This is a genomic window from Chryseobacterium sp. FH1 (assembly GCF_000735135.1).
Taxonomy (GTDB): domain Bacteria; phylum Bacteroidota; class Bacteroidia; order Flavobacteriales; family Weeksellaceae; genus Epilithonimonas.
The window spans coordinates 146,308-172,775 of the sequence record NZ_JPLZ01000002.1 but is presented as its reverse complement, the minus strand read 5'-3'; the positions used below and the strand labels follow the sequence as shown (position 1 = coordinate 172,775).

Genomic DNA, 26,468 nt, shown 5'->3' with positions numbered 1-26,468 from the left:
AATTTAAAATTTATTTTTAAAATCGTCAAATGGAACTTCCATCCAACATTTTTTTCCGTTTACGGTATATTGTGGGAAACCAAGGTCGATAAAGTCTTTGACCAATTGCTCAACTTCAGTTTTATAAATGAAATCAAACTTGGATTTTGTTTTTAATTTAATCCATTGATATTCAAAATATTTGGAGAACTCATCTTCGGTTCGGTATTCCAAAACTTCGAAGATTTTTTCAAGGAATTTGATGACTTGAGACTCTTTCAAAGCTTCTGGAACAGTTTCGATTCTGAGGACATTTTCCTGAGCCAAGGTCATTTCGAAACCAAAATCAGGCAGATATTTTTTGATGGACTTGTATTTGTTTTTCTCGATTTCATTCAAATGATATTCTAAAGAAAACAACAGACTTTGACCCGCTTTTTTCGTTGGTAGATTTTCCTGATGCGAAGACATAATCACGCGGTGCATTCTCCCAAGATCCAACATATATGTCAATCCATCTTTGTTCAGAAGCCAATAACCGTTTGGCAATCGGAAAAGATCCTCATCCAAATCATCATCTTCGAAAAGATTGATTTTTGATGGCGCCGCTTCTGTCGCTTGGTAAAGTTCAGCCAGATTGATCCGCTCTTCATCCGTGGTTTTTTCCACAGAAAACGGATTGAAATCTCGGTCAACATTAATGGCGGAAGGCGATGGTGCACTGTAAGTACTTTTACTTGGCGCGAAAAAAGCTTCCATTTTCGGATCTCTCTCGAAGTCCAGACTTGGCGCCACATTATAAATTCCCAAAGAACGTTTGATGGTCGATCTAACCAAAGCGAAAATCAACGCTTCGTCTTCAAACTTAACTTCGGTTTTCTGAGGATGGATATTAACATCGATCTTCTCCGGATCCATTTCCAGATAAAGAAAAAATGACGGAATGTAACCTGGTTGCAAGAGTCCTTCAAACGCTTCCTGGACGGCTTTGCTGAGATAAGCGCTTCGGAAAAACCTTCCATTGACGAAGAAAAATTGTTCGCCTCGTGTTTTTTTCGCACCTTCTGGTTTCGCCACATAACCGTGCAGATGAACCCATCCAAGATCTTCCTTGATCGGAATCAAAAGTGGTTGCAACTTTCTTCCGAAAACATCCACGATCCTTTGCATTTGACCGCCTTTTCTCAGTTTGAAAACTGGCTCGTCATTATGGAACATTTCGAACTCGATATTCTCGTGTGCCAGAACAACCCTTTGAAATTCATCGATAATGTGACGAAATTCTACATTGTCATTCTTCAAAAATTTCCGTCTTGCAGGAACATTGTAAAATAAATTCTTGACCGAAAAATTAGAACCTTCAATCGTTTGTATCGGGTCTTGAAATTGGAAAATGCCGCCTTCAATATAAATATTTGTTCCAACTGGCGTGTCTTTTTGCTTGGTTTTAAGTTCCACTTGAGCTACCGCCGCAATGGATGCCAAAGCCTCTCCACGAAAACCCTTGGTCGCGATCTTGAAAATATCTTCCGTCGAACGGATTTTTGAAGTAGCATGGCGTTCGAATGCCAATCTGGCATCCGTCTCAGACATTCCGATGCCGTTGTCCACTACTTGAAGTAAGTTTTTCCCAGCATCACGAATAATCAATTGGATTTTACTGGAACCGGCATCCACAGAATTCTCCAAAAGTTCCTTCACGATGGAAGCCGGCCTTTGCACCACTTCTCCAGCAGCGATCTGATTGGCAACGTGGTCCGGTAAAAGCTGAATGATATCTGACATTTCTACGATTGAACTTGTAAAAATAAGGATAACAATCGAGTGGTAAAAGTTAAATAATTATAAAGAACTTGAGAAAATAATGATAATTTTGACTTTCAGATAATTAATCACATCGATGCAAAGAGATCTCTATATTGATTTTGCCAAAGGACTGGCGACCATTTCCATTATTTTTATTCACACGGCTTTCTGGAGCGGACAATTTTACATTCCGACGGAAGTTCGGGTTTTTTCTTTGGTTTTCGATGTAGCATTGTTTTATGCGCTGAGCGGAATCACTTCTGGGAATAATATTGAGAAAACATTGTACAGATTATTGAAGTTGCAGATCACGTATATGATCTTCGTGACATTTCTCTTTTTCCTCGACTACTTTTTCAAGGTTTTTGGATTGAGTTTTTTCTCGTTTGAATGGTTGAAGGATTTCTATTCTACATTCGGAACTAAGTATGTTCCAAGCAGTATTTCATCAGAACCGCAATGGCAGGTTTTGGGAAATTGGTATTTGCACGAGTATTCCAATTGTGATACTTTTCCTGTGGTGATGGGAAGTTTTTGGTATTTGAAAGTTTATTATATCTTGACGGTTTTAGGTGTTTTGATTTTAAAATTCTTCCCAAAACATATTAATTGGTTTATAGGGATTTGTGTTGTTTTAACATTGATTTTTAATATTTTCCCCCAATATTATCCGAATGGGCAAGGCGGTTACGTGGCTTTTTATATGGCTGTTTTTCTGATTGGAAACAGAATGAAAGGCAGGAGAATCTCAACCAAAATGATTCCCATTTTGTATGGATTGGTCGCAGTTGCTTTGGCTTGGATGTTCTGGAATTATGGAAGTGATATTTTCTATAAGATCAATAAACAAAAATTCCCGCCGAAAATTCCTTACATCATTTGGACCTTATTCTCATTGGTCACTCTTTTCGTCTTCTACAACCGATTGAAAATCACGAAACCAAATTTCATAACCAATGTCGGACAAAATGCGATTTTCTTTTATTTCGCCCAAGGAATGAGTTCTTCGTTGATTTATTTCCTTGTGGTTCCTCTGAAAGATTCGATGAGTTGGTGGCTGTTGGTTTTGATTATTTATCCGCTTAATATTTTATTGGCATTCCTGATTTCGATTGGTTTGAAGAAAGTGGATGATCTCGGTTGGAAAACTTTGGAATTTTTGAGAGCTAAAACAGCTTTAAAGAATCCATAAAAAAAGCGCTCCTAAAAGCGCTTTGTAATATTTTAATCATTTCTTTTTCTTCCGCTCATCGCCACAATTGCGACGATCACGATAAGAACGACGCCACCAATAATCCAATACGTGGGATTCGTCTGCCACTCTTCCGTAGAAGTGGTTACATTTGTTGTTTTAACAACCGTTGAATCTTGAGCGTAAGTTAATGCTGAAGAAAACACTGCTAAAAAGCTAAACAAAAATAATTTAGCAAGATTGGTAATAGTTGAATTTTTCATAATTTTATTATTTGATTATTGAAGGATTTTCAATATGTGTGCCAATTATGAATTTAATTGATTATCGTAGTCCTTTACATTGATTGAATTCGAAAAATTAATTTAGTCAATAAAATATTTAATAAGAAGCTATCAAATCCTTATTTTTACAAAAAATATAAAATGTTCCGTCTAAAACTTCTTACAGACCCACGTTGGGCAAATATAGCAGAAGAAAATCTTGAAGAAATCCTAACCGACCACGCTTGGTGCGAGCAAAAAGCAGCAACCAACGCGATTGGCCTGATCACAATGGTTCCAGAGCACACAGAAATGGTGACCGAACTTTTGGCCATTGCGCAGGAAGAGTTGGACCACTTCAACCAGGTTCACGAGATCATCAAGAAAAGAGGTGGTGTTTTGGGAAGAACACGCAAGGACGATTACGTGAATGATCTAATTAAATTCCTCGTAAAAGGTGGACATCGCGATGAGCAGATCATCGACAAAATGCTTTTTGCCGCAATGATCGAGGCAAGAAGCTGTGAACGTTTCAAAGTGTTGACAGAGAATATCACGGATGAGGAACTGAAGCAATTCTACCACGACCTGATGGTTTCCGAAGCCAATCATTACACAACTTTCATCGGTTTCGCAAGACAATTGGGCGATCCGGAAAAGGTGAACAAACGTTGGGAAGAATGGCTGGAATATGAGGCCAACATTATGAAATCCTACGGAAACAAAGAAACCATCCACGGCTAAAATCTAAAATGGACAGAAATCTCAACGATTATCTTCGACTCTTCATACGGTCCTTCATCCAAGGATTGATTATCATTGGGCCTCTTGCCATCACGGTTTGGGTCATTTGGAGCGTGGTTTTCAGCATCGATAATCTGGTGCCTTCTGTCTCAGAAAAGTTTCCTGGACTTGTATTTTTCATTGTTATCTTCGGAACGACTTTTATTGGTTTTTTCGGGAACAAATTCATCATCGGAAGATTGATTGTCGACGGTGTAGATTATGTTTTGGAGCATATTCCAGGGATCAAATTTATTTACACTTCTTTGAAAGACGTTTTAGGATCTTTCGTTGGTGATAAGAAAAAATTCAATGTACCGGTTTGGGTAAAAACCAATGAAGCACCGGAGATCTGGCGAATCGGATTTTTGACGCAAACCGATATGTCTGTTGTCGATCTCGAGCATATGATTGCCGTTTATCTGCCACACTCCTACGCCGTTTCTGGCTGGGTGATCATCACCAAATTCGATAATGTAAAGGAAGTGACGGGAATGAGCGCCGCCGAAGCAATGAAATTTGCTGTAAGTGGAGGTGTGGCCGGATTCCATTCAGACGACAACGTTTTCAAAGCACCGGAGTAGTTTTCATAGATGATAATTGATAGATGATAAATGATTTCTTGCGAGTCATTATTTATCATATTAAAATATCAGTAAGTTATAATGGGTTTTCCATTGTGGTTTGTTGTTAATCAATTATCAATATAAAAGATCATTTATCAATTATCAATCATCATTTATATTTATCATGAAACTACCTTACGCAGAGCCATTTAGAATCAAAATGGTCGAAGAAATATACCAATCCACACAACAACAACGCGAAGAATGGCTGAAAAATGCCGATTACAATTTGTTCAATCTTAGAAGTTCCCACGTTTTCATCGATCTTTTGACAGACAGTGGAACAGGCGCAATGAGCGACAAACAATGGGGCGCACTGATGATCGGCGACGAAAGTTATGCTGGCTCACGTTCTTTCGAAGCGTTGCAAAGTACCGTTGAAAGGATCACAGGATTTCCTTATTTATTACCAACACACCAAGGTCGAGCGGCAGAAAATGTGCTGTTTTCGGTAATGGTGAAAGAAGGCGACATTTGCCCAGGAAATTCACACTTCGACACCACAAAAGGACACATCGAATTCCGAAAAGCCCACGCCATCGATTGTACAATCGATGAAGCCTTTGATATTAATGATCTTCATCCTTTTAAAGGGAATATCGATATTGAGAAATTGGAAGCGGTTTACAAATCACATCCGAAAGAACAGATTCCATTTTGTTTGATCACGATCACTTGTAACTCTTCTGGCGGACAACCTGTTTCTCTTGAAAACATCAAAGCTGTGAAAGCATTGTCAGACCAATACGGGATTCCGGTTTTGTTTGATTCGGCGAGATTTGCAGAGAATGCTTATTTTATCAAAAAAAGAGAAAAAGGACAGGAAAACAGAACCATCAAAGAAATCTGTAAAGAGATCTTTTCTTACGGCGATGGAATGACAATGAGCTCCAAGAAAGATGGTCTGGTCAATATCGGTGGCTTTATCGCTTTGAAGAATAGAGAGATCTTCGAACAAGCTTCCAACTTCACCATCATCTACGAGGGTTTCATCACTTACGGTGGAATGGCAGGAAGAGATATGTCGGCGTTGGCAACCGGATTAGACGAAGCGACAGAATTTCCTTATCTGGAAAGCAGAATTTCGCAAGTGGAATATCTTGGAAATAAATTAATGGAAGCTGGAATCCCAGTTCAAAAACCAATTGGCGGACACGCTGTTTTCATAGATGCGCTCAACTTTTTACCGAATATCAAAAGAGAAGAATTTCCCGCACAAACTTTAGCCATCGAGCTTTACAAAGAAGCTGGGATTCGAGGTGTGGAAATCGGAACTTTATTGGCTGATCGTGATCCAGAAACAAGAGAGAACCGTTATCCAAAATTGGAATTGCTGAGGTTGGCAATCCCAAGGAGAACTTACACAAACAATCACATGGATTATGTGGCAGCCGCGGTAATCAATGTTTTTGAAAAGAGAAACGAGATCACAAAAGGTTACAAGATAACTAAAGAACCAGCAATTCTGAGACACTTCACAGTGCAATTGGATAAAATATAATCAACAAAAAAGAGAGCAATTAATATTTGCTCTCTTTTTTTATTTTTTCGTTCTGGTTTTTCTTTGTTGTGCTGGTTCCATTTGTTGGTCAGAGCCTCCAGGGATTCCTGGTCCGCTTGTTTGTGAAGGAATGGAACTGCCTTCTTTCATCTTAATTTCTTCCTTCATTCTTGCTTCCTCTTCATTGGTTGGAGTTGCTGGCTGAGGCGTATTTGAGATCACATTTCCAGTGTCATCTGTAAGTTCCAGCTTTACATCGCTCTTCAGGTATTTCAAAAGCTCTTTTGCCTTGAGGCCTTCTGGTGTTTTAGCATAGTTGAGAACGATCTGCTCCAATTGAAGAATCATAATTTCTTTTCCGGCATTTTTCCCAGAATTGTAAGCGTTCAACAAATAGAATTTCGGAACCAATGCATCTTTCGGATTGTCTTCGATGGCTTTATCAATAATTGCGGATGATTCGGCAAATTTTTCTGTTTCGTAGAGTTTGTAGGCATCTGCATATAATTTTTCTACATCAGCTGTTGACTTGTTGAAGTCTTTGCTTTTCGGATTTTTTACAAATTCTGCGTAAGATGTGTACGGATATTTTTCCAGAATCAACTGTTTCGCCTTTTCAGCTTCTGTCGGATTTTTCTCATAATTGAAAATGAAAATATTGTACAAGGCCATCAAATCTGTTTCCTCTTCCGGTTTGTTATCTACCAAGTCAAAAAGTGTTTTGGTAGCCAGTTTTGTATTCCCAAAATACGATTCGTACATTCTTCCCATTCCAAGACTTGCGGTGTCTCTGTCCTTTTTCAGTTTTGCTAATTCTACTTTTGAAGTTGGGATTTGCTCCATATAGAACTCTGGTTCCAAACGTCTTGGGTCAGGCGCATTTGCTAATCCCAGCGCTTCATTTTTCATTTCTTCCACAGTTGTTGTTCTAGCGGAATATCTCCAATTGTCCATCAATGTTCTGCTTCCCCAAGTTTGTCGGAACGCATTTTCACCTCTCGGGATATTGTTGGCATTTGCAAAGTAGAATGTAGATCCGCCTGTTATCCCAAAGTTTTGGAAACTGTTGGCATCAGAAGAATTGTTTGCAAAAATAGAATTGGCGTTGTAATCCGCATTGTCAAAGCCTTTGCTTCGTTCTGCTTTTTTCTTCTCCAATTCTTCGACTGCTTCTTTTGCTTTTATTTTATCGATGTACTTTGCGAAATAATCACGTTGTTCACTATCAGACATTTTAGCGAGATTCAGGATACTGTCATTTTTCTTGACGATATAGTAATTTTTTGAAAGCTTTTTGATGTTGGCAGTAAGACTCGTTAATCTTTCTTTCTCCGGTCTGTAAGTCATCACTGCCAATGCGCTGTCATAGAAAACACCAGCTGTGAGATAATCGTCTTTTGCGAAATATTTTTTGGCAATTTCGGAATAGGTAAGTCCACGGATCTGCGGATCGGATTGTTTTTCTTTCAAAGCTTTTCTGAAAAAAGAATCAGCTATAGAGTCCTTTTCGGCAGAAGTTGCAACGATGCCACTTGCATAATACAACTCATTTTTACGAGAGGCATACGTTCCTTTTTTGGCAATCTTGGCAAGATAAGCCATCGCTTCGTCATAGCTGTCTGCTTTTCCGTCAAAGGTCTTGGCAATTTCGATTTGCGATTTCACTTCAAATTCGTAGCTGTTTGCATATTTGTAAGCTGCAGCAAATGATTCTCTCGCGTCCTCTTTTTTGTTAAGTCCAGCAAGTATTTGGCCTCTCAAATAGGCAATTCTGCTTTTGGTCTTTCTGTTTTTGTTGTAAGTGAAAGCTTCTTCCAAAACTTCTGCAGCCAATTCTTTTTTCCCCCATTTCAGGAAGTTGTCGGCTTGGTAAACTTTTAGAATTCTGAGATGTTCTTTTTTAAGTTTGATCTTTGGATTTTCCTCGAGCTCTTTGAAAATCTCATCGGCTCTGTAATATTCTCGTAGTTTGGTGTAATTCGCAGCTCGATAAATATAGGCCAAAGGCAACCTCTTGTCCTTATCCATCGTGTTGAAGAGATAGCCGAGCGCATCCAAAGATTCCAAATGTTTTCCTTGGTACATTCTCGCTTTTGCCAAAAGAATATAAGCATCAAATATTTTCTTGTTTTTCTCCACGCCATTCACCAACACAGAATATTTTGTGATGGCTTTTATAGCTTTAGCTTCAGTGATTTGAAGAATTGTTGCACCTTTTGTACCACCAGAAGCATTATTATTTGCCAGTTTTCCGTCTCCCGATCTGCCTCCTCTAAATCCCATTGGTGCTTCGGAATCATCAGAATTGTTTTGATTTCCAGAGGTTGCTGTTTGGGGATTATTAAGCTCGTCCTCGGTGGTGTAAACCGAAATGTAGGGGTCATAAAAATTGTCAACATGAGCTTTGTCTCTGTTTTCCAGCTCTGCCACCAAAGCCTCGTTGCTATTGAACAAAGTATTGTGATAGGTCATGAATCTATTCACAGGTCCACTTTTGGTTTTCTTCTTTTTTTTGCGCGGATTACACGCCAATACGCTGACGATTGCAAGTATGATTAGTAAATATTTTCTCATCTAAGTAATTCCAATTTGAAATTGAGTATTCAATCTGTAAAAATAACGAAATTTTGCAAGGAAAATTATCTAAAGATTTGCGTTTTGAAAATTCTCTGGAAAGCAGTGCAGTTTTTTAAGTTCTTCGTAGACCAAATCCACCGGAAAACCCATAACAGCGTAGAAAGATCCTGAGATGTTTTTGATTTTTGCCATTCCCAGCCATTCTTGGATTCCGTAAGACCCAGCTTTGTCAAACGGTTTGTAGTTTTGGATATAAAAATTAATTTCATCATCACTCATCTCTCCAAATTCTACATCTGTTCTGCTGGTTTTGCTGATCTCGGATTTTTTTGTTTTGATGGTAAATGCTGTGTAAACCTGATGTTTTTTTCCGGATAAATTTTTTAACATTCCAAATGCTTCGTCCACGTTCTTTGGCTTGAGAAGAATTTTTTGGTTTAATGAAACAATCGTGTCAGAAGTGATTAATATTTCTGTGTCGTTTACATCGAACGCTTTAGCTTTCTTCGCTGAAACATACTTGGCGATATTTTCTGGCAACAAGTCATCAGGATAAGATTCATCCACATCAATACTGACGGTTTCAAATTGATAACCCAATTGTGACAAAAGATCTTTTCGTCTAGGTGATTGGGAAGCTAGTAATAATTTCATTATCAATAAACTAAGCTGATTTTGTTTCTTCGTCCAAGTTCCATTTTCCCTGAACTTTCATTACTTGCTCGATGACATCGCGAACGGCGCCTTTGCCTCCGAAAACTGGAGAGATGTAATCGGAAATCGCCTTCACTTCCGCAACCGAATTCGCAGGACAAGCAGAAATTTCTGCCAATTTCATAATCCCGATATCTGGAATGTCATCGCCCATCATCAGAATTTCGGAGTCGTTTAAATTATGTTTCGATTTGAAATCTTCGTAGTCAGAAACTTTGTGAGAAGACTTGGCGTAATAATCGTGGATGCCGAGATATTCCATTCTGTTTTTCACCATCGGGTCGTTTCCGCCAGTGATGATTCCGATTTTATAACCTTGTTTAATGGCTTGCACTACAGCATAACCATCCAAAACGCTCATCACGCGTGACATGTTTTTATCTGGAAGTAGGTAAACGCTTCCGTCTGTGAAAACGCCATCCACATCGAAAACAAAGGCTTTTATATTTTTTAATTTGGGTAGATAACTCATTTTTAATTTTTAAAATTTAGCACAAAAAAAGTCCTCATAATAGAGGACTATAAAAATATGGATAATTAATTTAATCTAAGGATAAAGCGCAGGTTCTATTTTGTTATTATCAGCTTTGATGGATTCTTTCTGAGATTTTTCCAATGTTCTCAACATTTCGGATGGATCTGTCATTTGTTTTCCATTGTAGTTGACGGTCATCTTCATATTGCCTTGAGAAAGCATTTGACGCATATTTTTCACAGGATCATTTTTGTAATCTTTCCATTGTTTTTTGAATTGCTCTTCAGATATTTCAATTTCTTTTCCATTGGCAAATCCAAAAGTTCTTATTACTGTTCCGGGTTTTATTCCTGCTAATTCTTCTTTTTTCTCGACTTTTTCTACATCATCGAAGTTTTTGCTTCCTACAAATTTGTAAGCGTGAGTTCCTGTAGAGTCTTCCATTTCCAAAATCAAACCTGGCAATCCGTGGAATTTGTAAGGACCATCCTGAAAAGGGAAATCTTGTGAAAACCAAGCGGTCCAAGTTCTTCCGCCAAAGTCAATAGTTGCTTTTTGAGCTTCGAATTTGTCAATCTTTTTTGTCTCAGGAAGTATTTTCCATTCTATTGGTCTTTCATTTTTCAAAGCGAATTTGGAATCTCCAATCGATGTGTGTAGAACTGTTGCAAATTCAGGATATTTTTTGGTGACAGAATAAGCAACTTTGCCTTCTTTTCCACCATCATACTTGAAATTTGTAGATCCCATGGCGATTTGTTTTTGGAAGTACGCTTCGCGGGTTGAGTCACTCACAAATTTTTGTCTGCTGTAGAACTTGCTTTCGTCCTTTCGGATGTCCAGATACATCAATTCGGATTGCAAAGAATCCTTTTTCTCGATGTTCGGTGCAAATTTGTATTCGTACATAATCCTTGTTCCTTGGGCAAATGACATTAAACCCAAAGAAATCATCAATAATAAAAGTGTTTTCTTCATACCTAAAAGTTTAGTGATTTAAAATTAAGAAAAATAAAAAGGCAGACAAAAATTTGCGCTACCTTTTTGGTTAATATAAAATAGTGTGTTATTTGAAATTAAATTTGACAGTGAACATAAACTGGCTTGGACGAATGTACATCTGATTGGTCGTCACGAGCTGTTGGAAAGCATCTACAGACACGGTTTCATAAACTTTTCTGTTGGCGATGTTTAGCCATTTAAACTCGAAATCAATTTTTCTTTTGACCCAAGTGTATTGGTACGAAACATCAAAGAAAGAGTTTCTAAAGTTTTCTCCGCTCGCACTGGTAGAAAGATCGTCCCAATTGAAACCGAACGTATGATTTTCGCTAGGATAGATGTAAGTACTTAGATTGTGATTCCATCCGCTGGAGTTCAGAACTGTGTCAAAGACTTTGTTTGTGTTTTTGTTCCAATTCATACTGATATTGTAATCTACACTGATCCAACTGAAGTAGGCATTGTTGAACTTGGCTCCCAAAGTTTGTCGGCTGTTGGTAGATTCTCCAAAAATATTATTAAATTTTGAAAAAGTGTTGGAGTCTGTATTGGATGCATTGATGGACAAGTTGGTTTTGAATTTCGGAAAATACTTTCCAACTTCCACACTTTCTGTTTGGGATTTGGTTGTGTTTTCCAAAGCTTCTAATGTAAGTCTGGAGATGAAACCATCTGTTGTATAACTTTCTAGCAAGTTTCTTTTGTTGGTAGAGTAGTTGTATCTCACATTGAAAAACAAATTGTTCAACGGATTTCTATATTCCAATCTCGTTCCTGCCATTCTCGATAGATATTCTGGCATTTCCACATTGTCACTGTATCTCACTTGCAAATTGGTAGGACTTGTCAACATATTTCCACCATACAGGAATCCAAAGTTTCCAAAATCATAAGATTGATTGGCAAATGCCCAGATTTTGAAAAATGATGCGAAATCTAAACTTGCAAACAAGTTTGGTTCAAAAACCGTTTTGCTTTTATCGAGATAATCTTGTCTGATGTTATCTTTATAAGTGATCCCATAAAAATTCATAGGAAGATTCAAATTCAAGTTGAAGTTTTGAGATTTGAAGTTCACGCCAACTTGTGTATAAGGACGAACCTCGTTCCAATCTACATCATTTTGTTTATCTACTCCTAAATAATAACTTGAGTTGTCAATAGATCCTGTGATTGCTGATTTCAAGTTGTTAAAGCTCAAATTCAGACCAACTTCTGGTGTGAAAGTCCATTTTTTATAAGATAAACCCACAGAAGCAGAATGATTGACCTCCATAGTTTCTGAGTTCGCATATTGCGTTACTGTCTCAAAATCCTGGAAGCCAAATCGACTCATATATGAACCTGGAGAAACAGTCAACGTTTGTCTGTCTTTTTGATATTTGATGTAACTCATAAAGTTGACAAGCTTATCTTTCCAAGGAATTATCGTGCTCAATGAGTTTTGGAACGTTCCTGTAGGTGATTCCAGAGATTCATCAGCCATATTTCTGATTGGTGCTGTAGTGCCTTCCAAAGGTGGAAGGTTGTTGTCCACATTTGCGCGGTATGTATTCCAGAAGCTGTTCCAAGTTGTAACGTTTTTGAAGAAACCTTTCTTCGCATTTTTTGTGAAGATCAATTCTCCTTTCGCCACGTTATCAAAAAACCTGTTGTTGGTAGAGGAGATAAAAGTTCCTCCCTCTTCTACTGTCGGCGATCCCGCTTGGTAAACCCTGGTTTGTATATCTTCTCTCGTGATGCTGTTGTTTGTGTAGGAAGCATTTGCCTTAAGCTCCCATTCTTTATTTTTGAACGGGCTTGTCAAAAGGTTGGCAGAGAAGTAATGCACATTATTTAGCAAATATCTTTTTTCACCTATGTTTGGAACACCAGCCGTTTCTATGTTTGTCCAAGACTTCTGCCCAGCTTGGCTTCTTCTGCCTTCCCATCGACTTCCAAAACCTAATAGATTGCCTTCGTTTTCAACACTTTCGCCATTGTTATTGGCTTTATAATTTACGACCCACTGGTTTTTTTGGCCAAAGAACATCGGTGTCAATTTCACATTCCAAAGCAATGGACTGAAACCCGCGCCAACTTCCCCGCGACCAGTCATCGTCACAGATTTTTTTAATTTAATATTCAATGCCGCTTGATCGGATGGTACTTTGTCTCTCAAAATGCTCACTGGCTGGTGATTTTCCATCACCTCAACTTTTGAAACTGCATCTTTCGGAAGTGAGTTGTTGATGGTTCCGTAGCCACCTTCCATCAAGTCTTTTCCATTCACATAGAACTTATTAATTGGTTCGCCTTGGTATTTTACGGCGCCATCTTTTCCAACTTCGATTCCCGGGATTTTTTTCAGAACATCGGCAAGCGTTCGGTCATTTTTATTTTCGAAAGATTTGAGATCGTAAGAAATCGTGTCTCCTCTTTTCGTGATCAATTTGGTTTTCAACCTTACTTCTTGGATTTCCGTTGCCTGAGAATCCATAGAGAAATTCATTTTTTGATCATCATTTTTGATGGATTTTGTGACTGGCTTTTGGTTGAAAGCTTTGATTTTAAGATCCAAATCACTTTCCGCTGAAGTGAATGTCACTTTGTATTCCCCTTTTGCATTTGAAATTCCATAAGCGAGAATGGCATTTTTTCCAGGTTCTTCAATAGTTACACTGGCGCTGGCAAGTGGCTTTCCATCAGAGTCATTGATGATTCCTGAAACTGTTTTTTGTGCAAAAACTACCAAAGAAAATGAAAGTACGAGGATGAAAGATAAAAGTTTTTTCATAGTTATTTAAAATGTATCACTAAAGTATTAGTAAAGAAACATTACAGAATGTTACAAAGTTTTTATTGGAGTATCAAAAAAGGTAAAAGTTAAATGCAAAACCCTAATCTATGACAAAGAAAAATTGTGATATATTATTTATGGTGTCTTATGATTTAATTTAAAATAATTATAAACAATGAATACTTAATTTTAATAAATTTGCTCCTTAATATTGTATTAATATGGGAATCATTTTAAAGCCAATTGATATTGTGGATGATATTTCTAAAGAAGATTTCTTCGAAAAATATCTGAAACCACGCAAACCATTGGTCATCAAAAATATGGCGAAAAACTGGCCGGCTTACCAGAAATGGACGATGGAATATATCAAAGAAGTAGTAGGCGATGTCACGGTTCCATTGTATGACAGTGCAAAAGCAGATCCTGCAGCACCGATCAATACGCCAACTACGGAGATGAAATTTGCAGATTACATCGACCTGATACAAAGAGAACCAACGGATCTCAGGATTTTCTTTTTCGATCCCATTAAACACGCACCCGATATTTTGAATGATTATATCTCTCCAAAAGAATTGATGGGCGGTTTTCTCGACAAATATCCAAGTATGTTTTTCGGAGGGAAAAGTTCTGTGACGTTTCTACATTACGATATAGATCTGGCTCACATTTTCCACACGCATTTCAACGGAAGAAAGCACGTTTTGCTTTTCGAACAAAAATGGAAAGAGAGATTGTACTGCTTGCCTTATGCGACTTATGCGCTGGAAGATTTTGATATAGAAAATCCGGATTTTGAAAAATATCCTGCTTTGGATGGTATTCAAGGTATCGAATGTTTCCTGGAGCACGGCGATACGCTTTTTATGCCTACTGGCTGGTGGCACTGGATGAAATATCTGGACGGCAGTTTTTCACTTTCGTTGAGAGCTTGGGACAAAAGTTGGGGCGTGAAAGCCAATTCTCTCTGGAATCTTACAGTGCAAAGAGGTTTTGATAATTTTATGAAAACCAAATTCAAAGGTCAATATATGAATTGGAAAGAGAAAAAAGCCATCGAAAGAGCAAACCACGCTTTAAAAAGAGGTTTGCCGAGATAATTACTTAGTCAACTTTAGTGTTGAAAATCAACTAAAATAAAAATGCAACTAAATATTTTTAGTTGCATTTTTTATGATTATTTAGATTCTAATTTTTAAAATCTAACTTCTAATCTACTGATTACACCACACCTTGAGCCAACATTGCCTCAGCCACTTTCACAAAGCCTGCGATGTTTGCACCTTTCACGTAGTTTACGTAGCCGTCTTCCTCTTTTCCATAATCTCTACAAGCTTTGTGGATGCCGATCATAATTTCTTTCAATCTTGCATCTACTTCTTCAGAAGACCAGTTGAGACGGATGGAGTTCTGAGTCATTTCCAATCCAGAAGTCGCTACACCACCGGCGTTAGACGCTTTTCCTGGGGAGAACAAAACTTTATTGTCCAAGAAATAATTGATCGCGTCCAAAGTTGAAGGCATATTCGCTGCTTCAGTCACACAAACTACGCCATTTTCTACCAGTTTTTTAGCATCTTCCAAATCTAGCTCATTTTGAGTAGCAGAAGGAATAGCGACGTCACATTTCACTTCCCAAGGACGTTTTCCAGCGTGGAATTCTGCGGTTGGGTATTTTTTCACATAGTCTTCTGCGCGGTTGTTTCCAGACGCACGAAGTTCTAATAGATATTCAATTTTTTCACCAGTGATTCCGTCTTTGTCGTACACATAACCGTCAGGACCAGAAAGCGTTACTGCTTTACCGCCAAGTTCTTCTACTTTTTTGATAACGCCCCAAGCCACATTTCCGAAACCTGAAACCGTCACTGTTTTTCCTTTGAAATCTTCACCAATGGTTCTCAACATTTGCTCTGCGAAGTAAACAACGCCGTAGCCAGTCGCTTCCGGACGGATCAATGAACCACCATAAGCCAAGCCTTTTCCAGTCAAGACGCCGGTAAATTCATTTCTGATTTTTTTATATTGACCGAATAGATATCCGATTTCTCTTGCACCAACACCAATGTCTCCCGCAGGAACGTCGGTCTCTGGACCAATATGCTTGCACATCTCTGTCATAAAAGCTTGGCAAAAACGCATCACTTCCATATCCGATTTTCCTTGCGGGTCAAAATCAGAACCTCCTTTTCCACCGCCCATTGGAAGCGTCGTCAAAGAGTTTTTGAAAGTTTGCTCGAAAGCCAAAAATTTAAGAACAGACAAGTTCACTGTAGGATGGAAACGGATGCCGCCTTTGTATGGTCCGATTGCCGAGTTCATTTGGATTCTGAAACCTCTGTTCACTTGGATCTCACCATTGTCATCTACCCACGGAACGCGGAAAATAATCGTTCTTTCCGGCTCTGCCATTCTTTCCAAAAGTTTCATTCCTGTGTATTGTTTTCTGGTTGCAATAAACGGAATTACTGTCACTGCAACTTCCTTCACAGCCTGAAGAAATTCTGGTTCATTTGGGTTTTTGGCCTCTACTTTTGCCATAAACTCCTGAATTTTTTGCTCTACATTATAGTGTTCCATAAAGGTTGATTATTATGACAACAAATTTAATTTTATTTTCGAATTTCGCAAGTAATATTTTGATTTTTATTGAAAATTTAAGGATATGAACTTAGTTTTTTGCTTAATGTATAATTACATCTTTTGCGTTAACGATTTTTGAAGTTAATGTTAATTTACTTCAAATTTCCATAAGTCTTGTTTTCTCAGCTTGGTTGATATTGTCGTCCGGAAAGACATTTGACATAGCCATAAATCTCTAAATCTAAAAGAATTGGTAAAAGTTTGTGGTGCAAAATCCCAGATTTGTCCGCTAATTCGTCCAGAGAAATGCTCTTATTTTCAGTGATGATTTCCAATAATTTTAAGTGGTCTTTTTTGTCAGGATCAATTTTGATTTTCGGCTCTTCCATTGGGAAAAGTTCTGGTTGCGGGATGAAATTCAAATTCCTGACAAGTGTTTTGATATCAACGATAGATTCCGCTTTGTTGTTCGCAATCAACTGGTTGCAACCCTGGCTATAAACATCGGTGATTTTCCCAGGTAAAGCAAAAACATCACGGTTGTATTGATTTGAAGCGGTGACAGTTGTCACAGATCCACCACCATAAGCCGTTTCCACCACAATCAAATGAGGCGAAAATCCGGCGATGATTCTGTTGCGTTGCAGAAAGTTTTCCTTTGCCATTCCTTCGAATGATGCATATTCTGTGATGAGTGCGCCATTGTTTTCGATAATTTTTTTGGAGAGCGTTTTATTGGAAGCTGGATAGATTTTATCAAGGCTTTGCGCCAAAATGGCAATGGTGGGAATTTGATGCTTCAATGATTCCTCGTGCACGCAAGAATCTGCGCCCAAAGCCAGCCCGCTGATGGTACAAACTTTCGAACCCGATAATTCTGCAGTCAAATCCTGAATAAAATGTTTTCCATAAGCTGTTAACTTTCTAGTTCCAACGATGCTTACAGGATTTAGGTTATTGTTCAAAGTGCCTTTGTAAAAGAGAATCATCGGTGCATCGTCACAATTTAGAAGATGCTTGGGATAAGATTCTTCATCTTGATGAATGATTTTGATTTCGTGCTTTTCGCAGAATTTTAATTCTTTCTCGGCGGAATTTAGAAAATCTTGATTACCAATATTCTGAATGCTGTTTTTCCCGATTCCAGAAATCGAAAGCAAAGATTTTGGCGTAGATTCCCAAACCTTTTTTGCGGAGCCAATATTTTTTATCAGCTTTTTTAGATTGATGTTGCCAATGTTTTTGCACTGTTTCAGCGCAAGGATGTAGAGATGTTCTTCGGGATTCATAGGGTCATTTGTGTATGACCAATTTAGAAATTATTTTTCATTTTTCCGAATCTCGTCCAGATATTCCCAAATGTTTTCCTGTTTGTATTGAGGCAGATCTTCGAAATCTTCTGGATGATTCATAATATATTCCTGCCACATTTTGTCATCTTTTTCGCTGTAGTAATCAGGATATTCCCAGATGTATTTGATTTTTTTATCGCCTTGTTTTCTGAAAATGAAAGCCAAAATAATCCCAGTGATACTTCCTGCCAAGTGTGACTGCCAACTGATTTTGCTAGGCGCTTCCATCTGCGAGAAAAACTCTTCCGGGAAAATTCCCCAGATCAAACTTCCGTAATATAAAGCCACGACAAGAGAAACGGTCAGCAATTTCATATTCCATCGGAAAACGCCACTGAAGAAAATGAAAAAAGCCAGCATATAAACCACGCCACTCGCACCGATGATGCAGTTGTAATTCCATTTCCCAGTGATGATATCCACGGGAGGCAACATCCAGACTAATAATCCGCAGGCGATCCAACCTATCAAAAAGATTTTGAATGCAATCTTCGGATAAAATTCAAATAATAAAAATAGCAGAATCGCAATAGGCATCGAGTTTCCGATGATGTGCTCCAGATTCCCGTGCAACAACGGCGCAAAGATGACGCCACTCAAACCATCGGGCACAAGTGGAATGATTGCACCTGTACAACCACTGAAAAATCCGATATTCTGAAGCAGGAAGAAAATCCACATCAGCGCCAACATTGCGATGGGAACCAAAAAGGATCTTAAATGAAAGGTTTTCAAAAACATAGTTTTGAAAATCACAATTTTACAGCCATTCTTGCGAAAAGGTAATTTTGTCCGCAAAAAAAATGCGATTAATTAGGAATTTGGTTATAAAGTCAGATTTTTAGAAATTTAGAATTGTTATTTTTGTGCAAAATTTTGTAGTAATGAGAAAGGTATTGGTAGTTTTTGCATTGATGATGGTCTTTTTTTCTAAAGCTCAAATTACTGATTATCAGAAATTGATCGATTCCATTGCACAAAGAAGATGGGATTCGATTGCTGTGGACATCGATAGTTTGACGAATCCGAAAATTATCGACATCCGCTCTCTGAAAAAAGATTCTGTACAATTGTCCAATAATATGGTCATTGTTTCCAATAGCAGTGACACGAGTCCTTTGACGCCTTCTTCCATCATCAACCTTCCGACGCTCAAACGCTGGTTCTTCTTCGGGCAGAACAGTTTGGTTTTCAATCAGTCATCTTTTGCGAATTGGTATGCTGGAGGAAATAACAACATCGGTGTCATCGGAAAAGTTAATTACAACATCGTCTACAAAAAGAATCGCCATTATATGGACAACAACATCCAGATGGGCTATGGATTTGTTTCTTCGACAGGGCAATCTACCAGAAAGACAGACGATTACATTAATGTTATGACCAACTACGGTTATGAGTTGGCGCAACATTATTATCTCTCCACAGGTTTTCAGTTTTTGTCCCAGTTTACGCCGGGATTCAATTACGCAAACAATCCGGATCCTGTTTATGATGACAGAATTTCCAAATTTATGGCGCCAGGTTATCTCAACTTAGGTATTGGTGTCTCCTACAATCCAAATGAAAATTTCCAAGTGATCTTCCGACCGGCGAATGGTAAATTCACTTTTGTATTAGACGAAAAATTGCAGACCAAAGGGACTTACGGTTTGGAGCGCGATGGTCAAAGTATGCGTGCCGAGCTGGGTGCGATGATGAATATTCTTTATAAAATCAAAATTTTCAAAGATGTCAATTTTGTAAATCAACTTAATCTCTTCAGTAATTATCTGGAACATTCGGAAAGAGTGGACATCAATTACAGTGGAAGCATCAATCTGAAATTCAACAAATATATTACGACGGTTATCACACTGGATATGATGTACGACCACGACCAGATCAAAAGATTGCAGAGAAAACAGACTTTGGGCGTAGGCGTCACTTACAACCTTGGTTACAAAATGGAAAGAGACACAAAAACAGGAATCATAAAACCTTTCTTATAAATTAAAAACACACAATGATGAAAAAATTACTTTTTGGTGGAAGCCTGCTTCTGGCTTTCAATTCTTATGCGCAGGAGTTGCCTGCTCAAGATTCAGTTAAGGCTTGGTCTGTTGTAGGGCAGAACACTTTGATGCTCAATCAATCAGCATTTTCAAACTGGGTTGCTGGTGGAGCCAATAACGTCGGTTGGCAAGCCGGTGCCAACTACAATTTGACTTACGAAAAAGACAAAGACCTTTGGGAAAACATCATCATTCTTGGCTATGGGATGAATAATACCCAAGGCGTCGGCAACAGAAAAACGCAGGATGTCATCAGTCTATCCACCAATTACGGACGCAAGATTTCGGACAATTGGTATGCGTCGGTTGGAGCTGGCCTGATTTTTCAATTTGCGCCAGGCTACGAAGATGGCAACAATCCCGAAGCTAAGAAAATCTCAAGCTTTATGTCGCCCGGTTATGTGAATGTCGGCGCTGGTTTTACGTACAGACCGAATGAAAATTTCACAATGACACTAAGGCCAGCCAACGCAAGATTCACTTTCGTGACGGACAAAGATTTGCAATGGGCAGGTAATTATGGCTTGAAAAACGACGGCGATTCTATGCTTTTCCAATTCGGATTCTTGGGAACGGCGCAGTACAAAGTGAAGTTGATGGAGAATATCAATCTTCAAAACAACGCCTCGGTTTTCTCCAATTATTTGGATCATCCGGAGCGACTGGTTCTGTCCTACAGCGGGATTCTTAATATGAAAATCAACCGATTTGTCTCCACCAATGTGACTTTGGACTTGCTTTATGACCACAATCAAATCAGAAAAACACAGCTAAAACAAACCTTGGGAATTGGCTTTGCCTACAACATCGACAACGGAAAGAAAAAATCCGATGACAAGCGCAATCAGGATTGGAAGACCAAGTAGAAATTTAAAATATTGAAGGGAATTAAATTTTGGGCGCCTATATCCGCCCTCCGTTCCCGCTTTTTGTGCCGAGGCTTTTCCCAAGGCTTACAAAAAGAGCTCCACTCAGGTCGGGGCGTGCTTCGCAAAGTTGAACCATTCAATACCAATTCCAATTTTGCATTTGAAAGAAGGATCTCTTAATTTCGGATAAACATTTATATAAAAAAGTGGGGCCTATTGCTCCACTTTTTCTTGTAACCAACCCAATTCTCCAAAATGCTTTTTGAATTTTTGGATTTTTGGTCCAACTACAGCACTACAATAAGGCTGGTTTGGATTGGCATTGTAATAACCTTGATGATAAGCTTCCGCTGACCAGAATTTTTCGAAAGGAACTATTTCTGTGACGTATTTTCCGTTCCATTCCTGTTTGTCTTCAGATGCTTTCAAAGACTCTTCTGCATCTTGTTTTTGTTTGTCGGAATGATAGAAAATCGCAGATCTGTACTGCGTTCCAATGTCATTGCCTTGTCTGTTGAGCGTTGTCGGGTTATGAAGAAACCAAAACACTTCCAGCAATTGCTTGTAAGAAATAATCTTCGGGTCAAAAGCAATCTCAACCACTTCCGCGTGTCCCGTATTTCCAGTTGATACTTCTTCATAGGTTGGATTGTCTTTTTGTCCGCCGGAATATCCAGACGTTACAGAATGAACACCTTTCAGCATATGGAAACAACTTTCCACGCACCAAAAACACCCGCCTGCCAGAGTGGCATATTCCAAATTGTTTTTATCCATTTTTTGATTTTTTAATGGGTTTTGTTTTTTCTCCTGACCATTACAGCTGAAGAGCACAAAACTTAGAATTATTAATAAATACTGTTTCATTATTAGACAAGAAAAATCCTTTGATTTTCCTCGTTCTTAATAGCAAATAGTATTCCTATCAAAAATGAGAACCAAAGGATTTCTCTATATCAATTATTTATTTTCCCAAACGAGCGCACTTGCACCAAGAATTGCCGCGTCTGCCTCATCCAGTTCACTGAATACCAATTTTACTTTTGAACGGAAAATTGGCAACAGGTTTCTTTCCATATGTAATTTTGTAGGTTTCAACAAGAAATCTCCCGCTTTGATCACACCTCCAAAAAGCAAAATAGCTTCTGGCGAAGAGAACATTACGAAGTTTGCTAATGCTTCTCCTAACTTTTGACCTGTGTATCGGAAAACTTCTATCGCTGTTGGATCGCCTGCTTTTGCACATTCGTGGACAGTTTTAGAATTAATGTCTTCTTCACGGTATTGATTCAACATAGAATCTGGAAACTCAGCACGGAATTTCTTTGCAGTGATGGCAATTCCGGTGGCAGAAGCATAAGCTTCAAGACTTCCTTCGGAGCCTGTGCTCCAATGCTTTCTTCCGCCTGGTTTTACAACCGTGTGACCTAATTCTCCAGCAAATCCGTCGTGACCGTAGATCAAACTTCCGCTTGCTACGATGCCACTTCCAACGCCAGTTCCAAGCGTGATCATTATGAAATCCTTCATCCCTCTTGCGGCGCCAAACATCATTTCTCCAAGAGCAGCTGCATTGGCATCATTTGTCATTTTGCAAGGCACTCCGAATTTCTTCGTCATCATTTCTGCAAATGGAACTACGCCTTTCCAAGGAAGGTTAGGAGCCAACTCAATGGTTCCTGTATAATAGTTTGCATTGGGAGCGCCAACGCCGATTCCGTCTAATCTGGTGACAGAGGTTTCATCTATCAATGGTTTTATATTGGAATATAAAGCATCAATAAAATCTTCTACCTGTTTGTAATCTTCAGTTTTAATGCTTCCTTTCGCGAGGATCTCTCCGCGGTGGTTTACCAAACCGAATTTGGTGTTTGTGCCGCCAATATCTATACCTATGGCGATTTGTCGTGATAAATCAATTAATGACATCGATCAAAATTTTTAAGACCCTAAATTTAGAGAAAAGGATTTTAATATGAATTAAATATTCAGTTAATTTTAAAAATTAGAAATTATATTTGATCGTAATGCCATACGTTCTTGGATCTCCCAAAACTGCGGCGTAATGTCCTGCGTTGCCTGCGCCAGGAAGTAATTGCTCAAAATAGTCCCTGTTCAAAATATTCCTCACCCAAAGATAAGTTGTAACGCCACTTCTCACCCGGAAACCAAATCTTGAGTTGAAGAGCGCATATCCAGGAACATTCAGAAACTGAGATGGCGTAGGACTGGAGGAAAATGTCGAACGGTAGTAACTATCCAATGCGAAGAAATAATCGCCATTATAATTCAGAAATTTGCCAGAAAAATTGATTTCTCCACCTGTGGATCCTGCCCATTTCGAAACACCTGGCAAAACGCCACCCGAAATATCAACAAAAGTAGGGCCTCCAGTATTTTCCAAAGCAGGCGGTGCATTGATGAATTTTGTATAGATCGCTTCTGTGTAAGCCAAGTTGGAGTAAAAATTTAAATTGCTAAAACTGTAGGAAAGATCAGTCTCAATGCCACGTACTCTTACTTTTTCTGCATTGGCAAGATAACCTCTGTTGATGGATAGATCTGCCGCCTGCACTTGAATTTGATAATCTTTGATGTTGGAATTGTACAATGTCAAATTAAAAATGAAATTCTTAAATGGTTGCGATTTCAAACCCAATTCATAATGAAGGATTCTTTCAGGTTTTACAACTGCAAGCTCGGTTAATGCATTTCCATTAGAATCTGTTGGCAATCCGCCAAGATTAAGGCCGACTGGTTTAAAACCTGTAGAGAATGTTCCGAACAAGTTGTAGTTTTTTGTTGGTTTGTAAGCCAAGGTCAATTGTCCCGAGAAATTGGTGTCATCAATTGATGCATTGAATTCCTGATTGCTGTAAACTGAATTCTTCAAAGCGAGCAAAGCTGGGTCAGTCGTCTGTAGACCGCCATAAGTGTATCTTTTGAAGTCGATTTCTTTTTTGTCATAATTAATTCTAATGCCTGGAAGTAAACTGATTTTTTCTGTAAAGTTCCAATCCAACTGCCCAAAAACCGCCCCACTGAAAGAGTTGAGACTTGGATAGGATCTGATTCCGTAACCTTCCAACAGTCCAGGCGTTTGCCATAAAGTGCTCGTTGAATTTTGAGAAAATCGCCATTGGTCTTTTCCTGCTTCCTCAATCTGTCCTTCCTTGTCGGCTCGTAATCTTTGCCAGATGCCGAATACGCCAAAAACACCACTTAATTTTTCGTTGAAATTTCCTGACCAACGGATCTCTTGGCTCCATTGCTGATGTTTGCTTGGTGCCTGCGATTTTGCCAAAGCAGAAAGTCCAGTAAAATCTCTGTCATTGGACGGATTCCAATTCCAAAATCTCCAAGCTGAGGTAGAAACTATTTTTCCTTTCCCCAAAGTGTACTCAGCATTCAGGGAAAGTCCGCCCATATCTTGTTCAGCTTTCCACGGCGTGTCTGTATCGACAGTTCTGTTAAACGGGTCGATTGCGGGAAGTGTGTAACCAAGGTCTGAAATGATATTTCCAAATTGTCTGTAGGCGGCCCTTTTTGTGGTCACAACGCCTGCGATGACTTGTGCATAACCATTGGCTCTTAGTCTGTTGTAATCTCCAGTTAATATGAATTTCAGATTTTCATTTGGTTTATATAACAACTGATCGCGAATTGCAATGGAATTGATATCATTAAGATCTTGGCTTGTTCGCGAATTATAAATGGTTCCATCACGATGTGTTCCCGAAGCTGAGAATCTATTAGCAAATTTATCCGAGATAGCGCCAGTTACTGAAGTTTTTGCCTGAATAAATCCATAGTTGCCAAAACTGATCTCCGCTGTCCCACCCGTGGTAAAACTTGGTTGTTTTGTAGTCACATTGAAAGTTCCGGCCGTTGTGTTCTTACCGAATAAAGTTCCCTGTGGACCGCGCAAAACCTCAATCCTCTCGATGTCAACAAAGTCTAAAGTTGTAGCTGCTGGTCTTGCGTAATAAACGCCATCAACATAAAACCCAACTCCCGGATCCAAACCATCATTCGTCAAACCAAAAGTAGAGCCCAATCCCCTTATGCTGAGACTCGTGTTTCTAGGAGTTGAACTGTAAAACTGAACCGATGGCACCAATTCTTTCAACCGATTGACATTGAATGCGCCTGTTTCCTCAGCTTTTTTGCCAGAGATGACATTGATTGGAATTGGAACTTGCTGAGCCGTTTCTTCTCTACGTCTTGCTGTCACAATGACTTCGGTAATGACAAAATCATTTGGCAGTAATTTGATGATTAAGGTGTCGTTATTATTTTCCTTTAGTATTAATTGTTTGACTTCGAATCCTGATTTTTGAATCTTGAATTCTGAAGGAAAATCATTAATGTTATTTAAAACAAAAAGTCCATCCTGATCGGTTTGTACGGATAGATTTTTATCAGACTTCGAAGTGATCTTTACGGAATTGATCGGTTTTTCATTGATGCTGTCTAGAATTTTTCCGTAAATCGAATGCTGTGCGAAGGAATGGACGAATGTGAAAGTGAAAAAGAGGAATGACCACTTTTTCAAGACAATAGAATTGCTGCTCATAGTTTATTAAAAATAGAGAGCAAAAGTATAAAACTTTATTATCATACTAAAACAGTATGAATTAAAATTAATATAAAACCTGAATGATTAAATTCAGGTTATGATATCAATTATTTATCTGTGTTTTCTTTCTTCGTCCCCACCAGATCATAAATCCGGTGACTGGCATTGATGCAATAATGATACTGACGATGAATGCCAATATTTTGGTAGGCAAACCTAAGATGGCGCCAACGTGGATGTCATAATTGGCCGCAACTACTTTCTCACCAAAGTTTTTATCTTTCGGATCGTGTGTGTGCAAGAGTTCGCCGGAGTTTTCGTCAAAAATCAAACTGCTGTTTTTATGATAAGAATACGAGAGATGTCTTACAAAAACCGAAAAATTGGGATGTTCGTGATCGTCCAAATGCGGATGTCCAAGATCCAGACTGAACGCGTACGCTGTTGGGTAAAGTTCCTTCACTTTGTCAGAGATTTTGTCCAAAGTATTGTCATTCCTCATCTCGATCGGCGCTTTTGTCGTAATAGCTGAGAAATCTGGGTAAACAGTTTCTCCTCCCGAGAAGACAACATAAATCATCGCCTGAACTGCAAAAAATGCGTAGAACAAACCAGTGATCGTCAGAATCAAAGCGAAAATAGAAGAGTAAAATCCTAAGACATTGTGAAGGTCGTAATTCTTACGTTTCCATCTTGTTGTGTCCTTCCATTGGAATGCAAATCTTTGTTTCCTCGCCGCTTTATTTTTTGGCCACCAAAGAATGATCCCGGAAATCAGCATAATCAAGAAGATGACAACAGGAATCCCGACGACGTAAGTTCCCCAATCTTGTTTCAAAAGAAAGCTCCAGTGGATGGATTTTACGATGGCAAAGAATCCGTTTTTTTCGTCATAAACCTGAAGAACTTTTCCTGTGTAAGGATTGACGTACGCCAATTTGTAAATCGGAAATTCATCAAAATAATTCCACTGATCTGGCTGGTGCTCGTACCAATAGACCTGATAGGAAAGTTTCTTATCAATAGGAACATTGATCCAGTGGATCGGATATTTTTCATTGGTCTGCTCATTCACCAGTTTTTCTATGACGCGGATGGGCAAGATCTGTTTTTGATCGATGTTTTGCTCTTGGTGGTAGATGTATTCCTTGCGAGAAATGTTTTCTATCTCATCTTTGAACACGAATAGTGCGCCCGTAATTGCAATAATGAAAATGAGTATACCAATGGACAAGCCAAACCACAGATGTAGTTTGGCTGTCCATTTTTTAAAGAAACTGGGTTTCTTTTTATGATGATGTTTTTTCTTCATAAAAGTTTAAAAAGCCAAG

21 protein-coding genes are annotated in these 26,468 nt (G+C 38.7%); 7 read left to right on the top strand and 14 right to left on the bottom strand.

All coding sequences use genetic code 11. From position 1 onward, the window contains the following. Positions 1-3: 3 nt before the first annotated feature. Positions 4-1,764 (bottom strand): DNA mismatch repair endonuclease MutL, encoded by a 1,761-nt coding sequence (gene mutL, locus IO90_RS02035; RefSeq protein ID WP_034963431.1) that lies wholly within the window; start codon positions 1,762-1,764, stop codon positions 4-6. A 115-nt stretch (positions 1,765-1,879) separates the two neighbouring features. On the opposite strand from mutL, the gene IO90_RS02030 reads away from it, so the two are divergent. Then, positions 1,880-2,977 carry an acyltransferase family protein gene (locus IO90_RS02030; protein ID WP_034963429.1) on the top strand — a complete coding sequence of 366 codons (1,098 nt, stop codon included), beginning with the start codon at positions 1,880-1,882 and terminating at the stop codon, positions 2,975-2,977. Between the two features lie 32 nt (positions 2,978-3,009). Here IO90_RS02030 and IO90_RS02025 read toward each other — a convergent pair whose 3' ends face one another. After that, positions 3,010-3,240: a hypothetical protein gene (locus IO90_RS02025; protein ID WP_034963427.1), complete on the bottom strand. Its 231-nt coding sequence runs from the start codon at positions 3,238-3,240 to the stop codon at positions 3,010-3,012. A gap of 162 nt (positions 3,241-3,402) precedes the next feature. Here IO90_RS02025 and IO90_RS02020 point away from each other — a divergent pair, with 162 nt between their 5' ends. The 3 genes from IO90_RS02020 (at position 3,403) to IO90_RS02010 (ending at position 6,150) form a co-directional block, all read left to right on the top strand. Beyond that, a complete protein-coding gene (locus IO90_RS02020) occupies positions 3,403-3,984 on the top strand; it encodes a tRNA-(ms[2]io[6]A)-hydroxylase (RefSeq protein ID WP_034963425.1) in 582 nt (193 codons plus the stop codon). 8 nt (positions 3,985-3,992) lie between these two features. Then, positions 3,993-4,607 carry a DUF502 domain-containing protein gene (locus IO90_RS02015; protein ID WP_034963423.1) on the top strand — a complete coding sequence of 205 codons (615 nt, stop codon included), beginning with the start codon at positions 3,993-3,995 and terminating at the stop codon, positions 4,605-4,607. 166 nt (positions 4,608-4,773) lie between these two features. Continuing rightward, the gene (locus IO90_RS02010; RefSeq protein ID WP_034963421.1) at positions 4,774-6,150 is read left to right on the top strand and encodes a tryptophanase; all 1,377 of its coding nucleotides are present in this window, start codon (positions 4,774-4,776) and stop codon (positions 6,148-6,150) included. A gap of 39 nt (positions 6,151-6,189) precedes the next feature. Here IO90_RS02010 and IO90_RS02005 read toward each other — a convergent pair whose 3' ends face one another. From IO90_RS02005 to IO90_RS01985, 5 genes are all read right to left on the bottom strand, one after another. Continuing rightward, the gene (locus tag IO90_RS02005) at positions 6,190-8,724 is read right to left on the bottom strand and encodes a tetratricopeptide repeat protein (protein WP_051878194.1); all 2,535 of its coding nucleotides are present in this window, start codon (positions 8,722-8,724) and stop codon (positions 6,190-6,192) included. A 69-nt stretch (positions 8,725-8,793) separates the two neighbouring features. Further along, positions 8,794-9,381 (bottom strand): Maf family nucleotide pyrophosphatase, encoded by a 588-nt coding sequence (locus IO90_RS02000; protein WP_051878193.1) that lies wholly within the window; start codon positions 9,379-9,381, stop codon positions 8,794-8,796. Positions 9,382-9,391: 10 nt separating this feature from the next. Further along, a complete protein-coding gene (locus IO90_RS01995) occupies positions 9,392-9,913 on the bottom strand; it encodes a KdsC family phosphatase (protein WP_034963419.1) in 522 nt (173 codons plus the stop codon). Between the two features lie 75 nt (positions 9,914-9,988). Then, the gene (locus tag IO90_RS01990; protein WP_034963417.1) at positions 9,989-10,894 is read right to left on the bottom strand and encodes a GLPGLI family protein; all 906 of its coding nucleotides are present in this window, start codon (positions 10,892-10,894) and stop codon (positions 9,989-9,991) included. Positions 10,895-10,982: 88 nt separating this feature from the next. Further along, entirely contained in the window at positions 10,983-13,694 is a 2,712-nt protein-coding gene (locus IO90_RS01985; protein WP_034963415.1) for a carboxypeptidase-like regulatory domain-containing protein, read from the bottom strand. A gap of 224 nt (positions 13,695-13,918) precedes the next feature. Here IO90_RS01985 and IO90_RS01980 point away from each other — a divergent pair, with 224 nt between their 5' ends. Next, entirely contained in the window at positions 13,919-14,800 is an 882-nt protein-coding gene (locus IO90_RS01980) for a cupin-like domain-containing protein (protein WP_034963414.1), read from the top strand. 121 nt (positions 14,801-14,921) lie between these two features. Here IO90_RS01980 and gdhA read toward each other — a convergent pair whose 3' ends face one another. The 3 genes from gdhA to IO90_RS01965 all read right to left on the bottom strand — a co-directional run bounded on the left by gdhA (position 14,922) and on the right by IO90_RS01965 (position 18,376). Next, positions 14,922-16,280, bottom strand: a complete 1,359-nt coding sequence (gdhA, locus tag IO90_RS01975; protein ID WP_034963413.1) for an NADP-specific glutamate dehydrogenase — start codon at positions 16,278-16,280, stop codon at positions 14,922-14,924. Between the two features lie 185 nt (positions 16,281-16,465). Then, the gene (dprA, locus tag IO90_RS01970; protein ID WP_034963412.1) at positions 16,466-17,572 is read right to left on the bottom strand and encodes a DNA-processing protein DprA; all 1,107 of its coding nucleotides are present in this window, start codon (positions 17,570-17,572) and stop codon (positions 16,466-16,468) included. Positions 17,573-17,602: 30 nt separating this feature from the next. Further along, positions 17,603-18,376 carry a rhomboid family intramembrane serine protease gene (locus IO90_RS01965; protein ID WP_034963411.1) on the bottom strand — a complete coding sequence of 258 codons (774 nt, stop codon included), beginning with the start codon at positions 18,374-18,376 and terminating at the stop codon, positions 17,603-17,605. A 143-nt stretch (positions 18,377-18,519) separates the two neighbouring features. Here IO90_RS01965 and IO90_RS01960 point away from each other — a divergent pair, with 143 nt between their 5' ends. Together IO90_RS01960 and IO90_RS01955 are read left to right on the top strand one after the other, a co-directional pair. Next, the gene (locus IO90_RS01960) at positions 18,520-19,626 is read left to right on the top strand and encodes a DUF3078 domain-containing protein (RefSeq protein WP_034963410.1); all 1,107 of its coding nucleotides are present in this window, start codon (positions 18,520-18,522) and stop codon (positions 19,624-19,626) included. Between the two features lie 17 nt (positions 19,627-19,643). Beyond that, positions 19,644-20,555, top strand: coding sequence for a DUF3078 domain-containing protein (locus tag IO90_RS01955; RefSeq protein ID WP_034964205.1), 912 nt, complete (start codon positions 19,644-19,646; stop codon positions 20,553-20,555). 216 nt (positions 20,556-20,771) lie between these two features. On the opposite strand, the gene msrA is transcribed toward IO90_RS01955, so the two are convergent. The 4 genes from msrA to IO90_RS01935 all read right to left on the bottom strand — a co-directional run bounded on the left by msrA (position 20,772) and on the right by IO90_RS01935 (position 26,449). After that, on the bottom strand, positions 20,772-21,425 hold the full coding sequence (gene msrA / locus IO90_RS01950; protein WP_034963409.1) for a peptide-methionine (S)-S-oxide reductase MsrA: 654 nt from the start codon (positions 21,423-21,425) through the stop codon (positions 20,772-20,774). Positions 21,426-21,518: 93 nt separating this feature from the next. Then, positions 21,519-22,487, bottom strand: coding sequence for an ROK family protein (locus IO90_RS01945; protein WP_034963408.1), 969 nt, complete (start codon positions 22,485-22,487; stop codon positions 21,519-21,521). Between the two features lie 76 nt (positions 22,488-22,563). Then, positions 22,564-25,134: a TonB-dependent receptor gene (locus IO90_RS01940; protein ID WP_034963407.1), complete on the bottom strand. Its 2,571-nt coding sequence runs from the start codon at positions 25,132-25,134 to the stop codon at positions 22,564-22,566. 106 nt (positions 25,135-25,240) lie between these two features. Next, a complete protein-coding gene (locus IO90_RS01935) occupies positions 25,241-26,449 on the bottom strand; it encodes a PepSY-associated TM helix domain-containing protein (RefSeq protein WP_034963406.1) in 1,209 nt (402 codons plus the stop codon). Positions 26,450-26,468 lie beyond the last annotated feature (19 nt).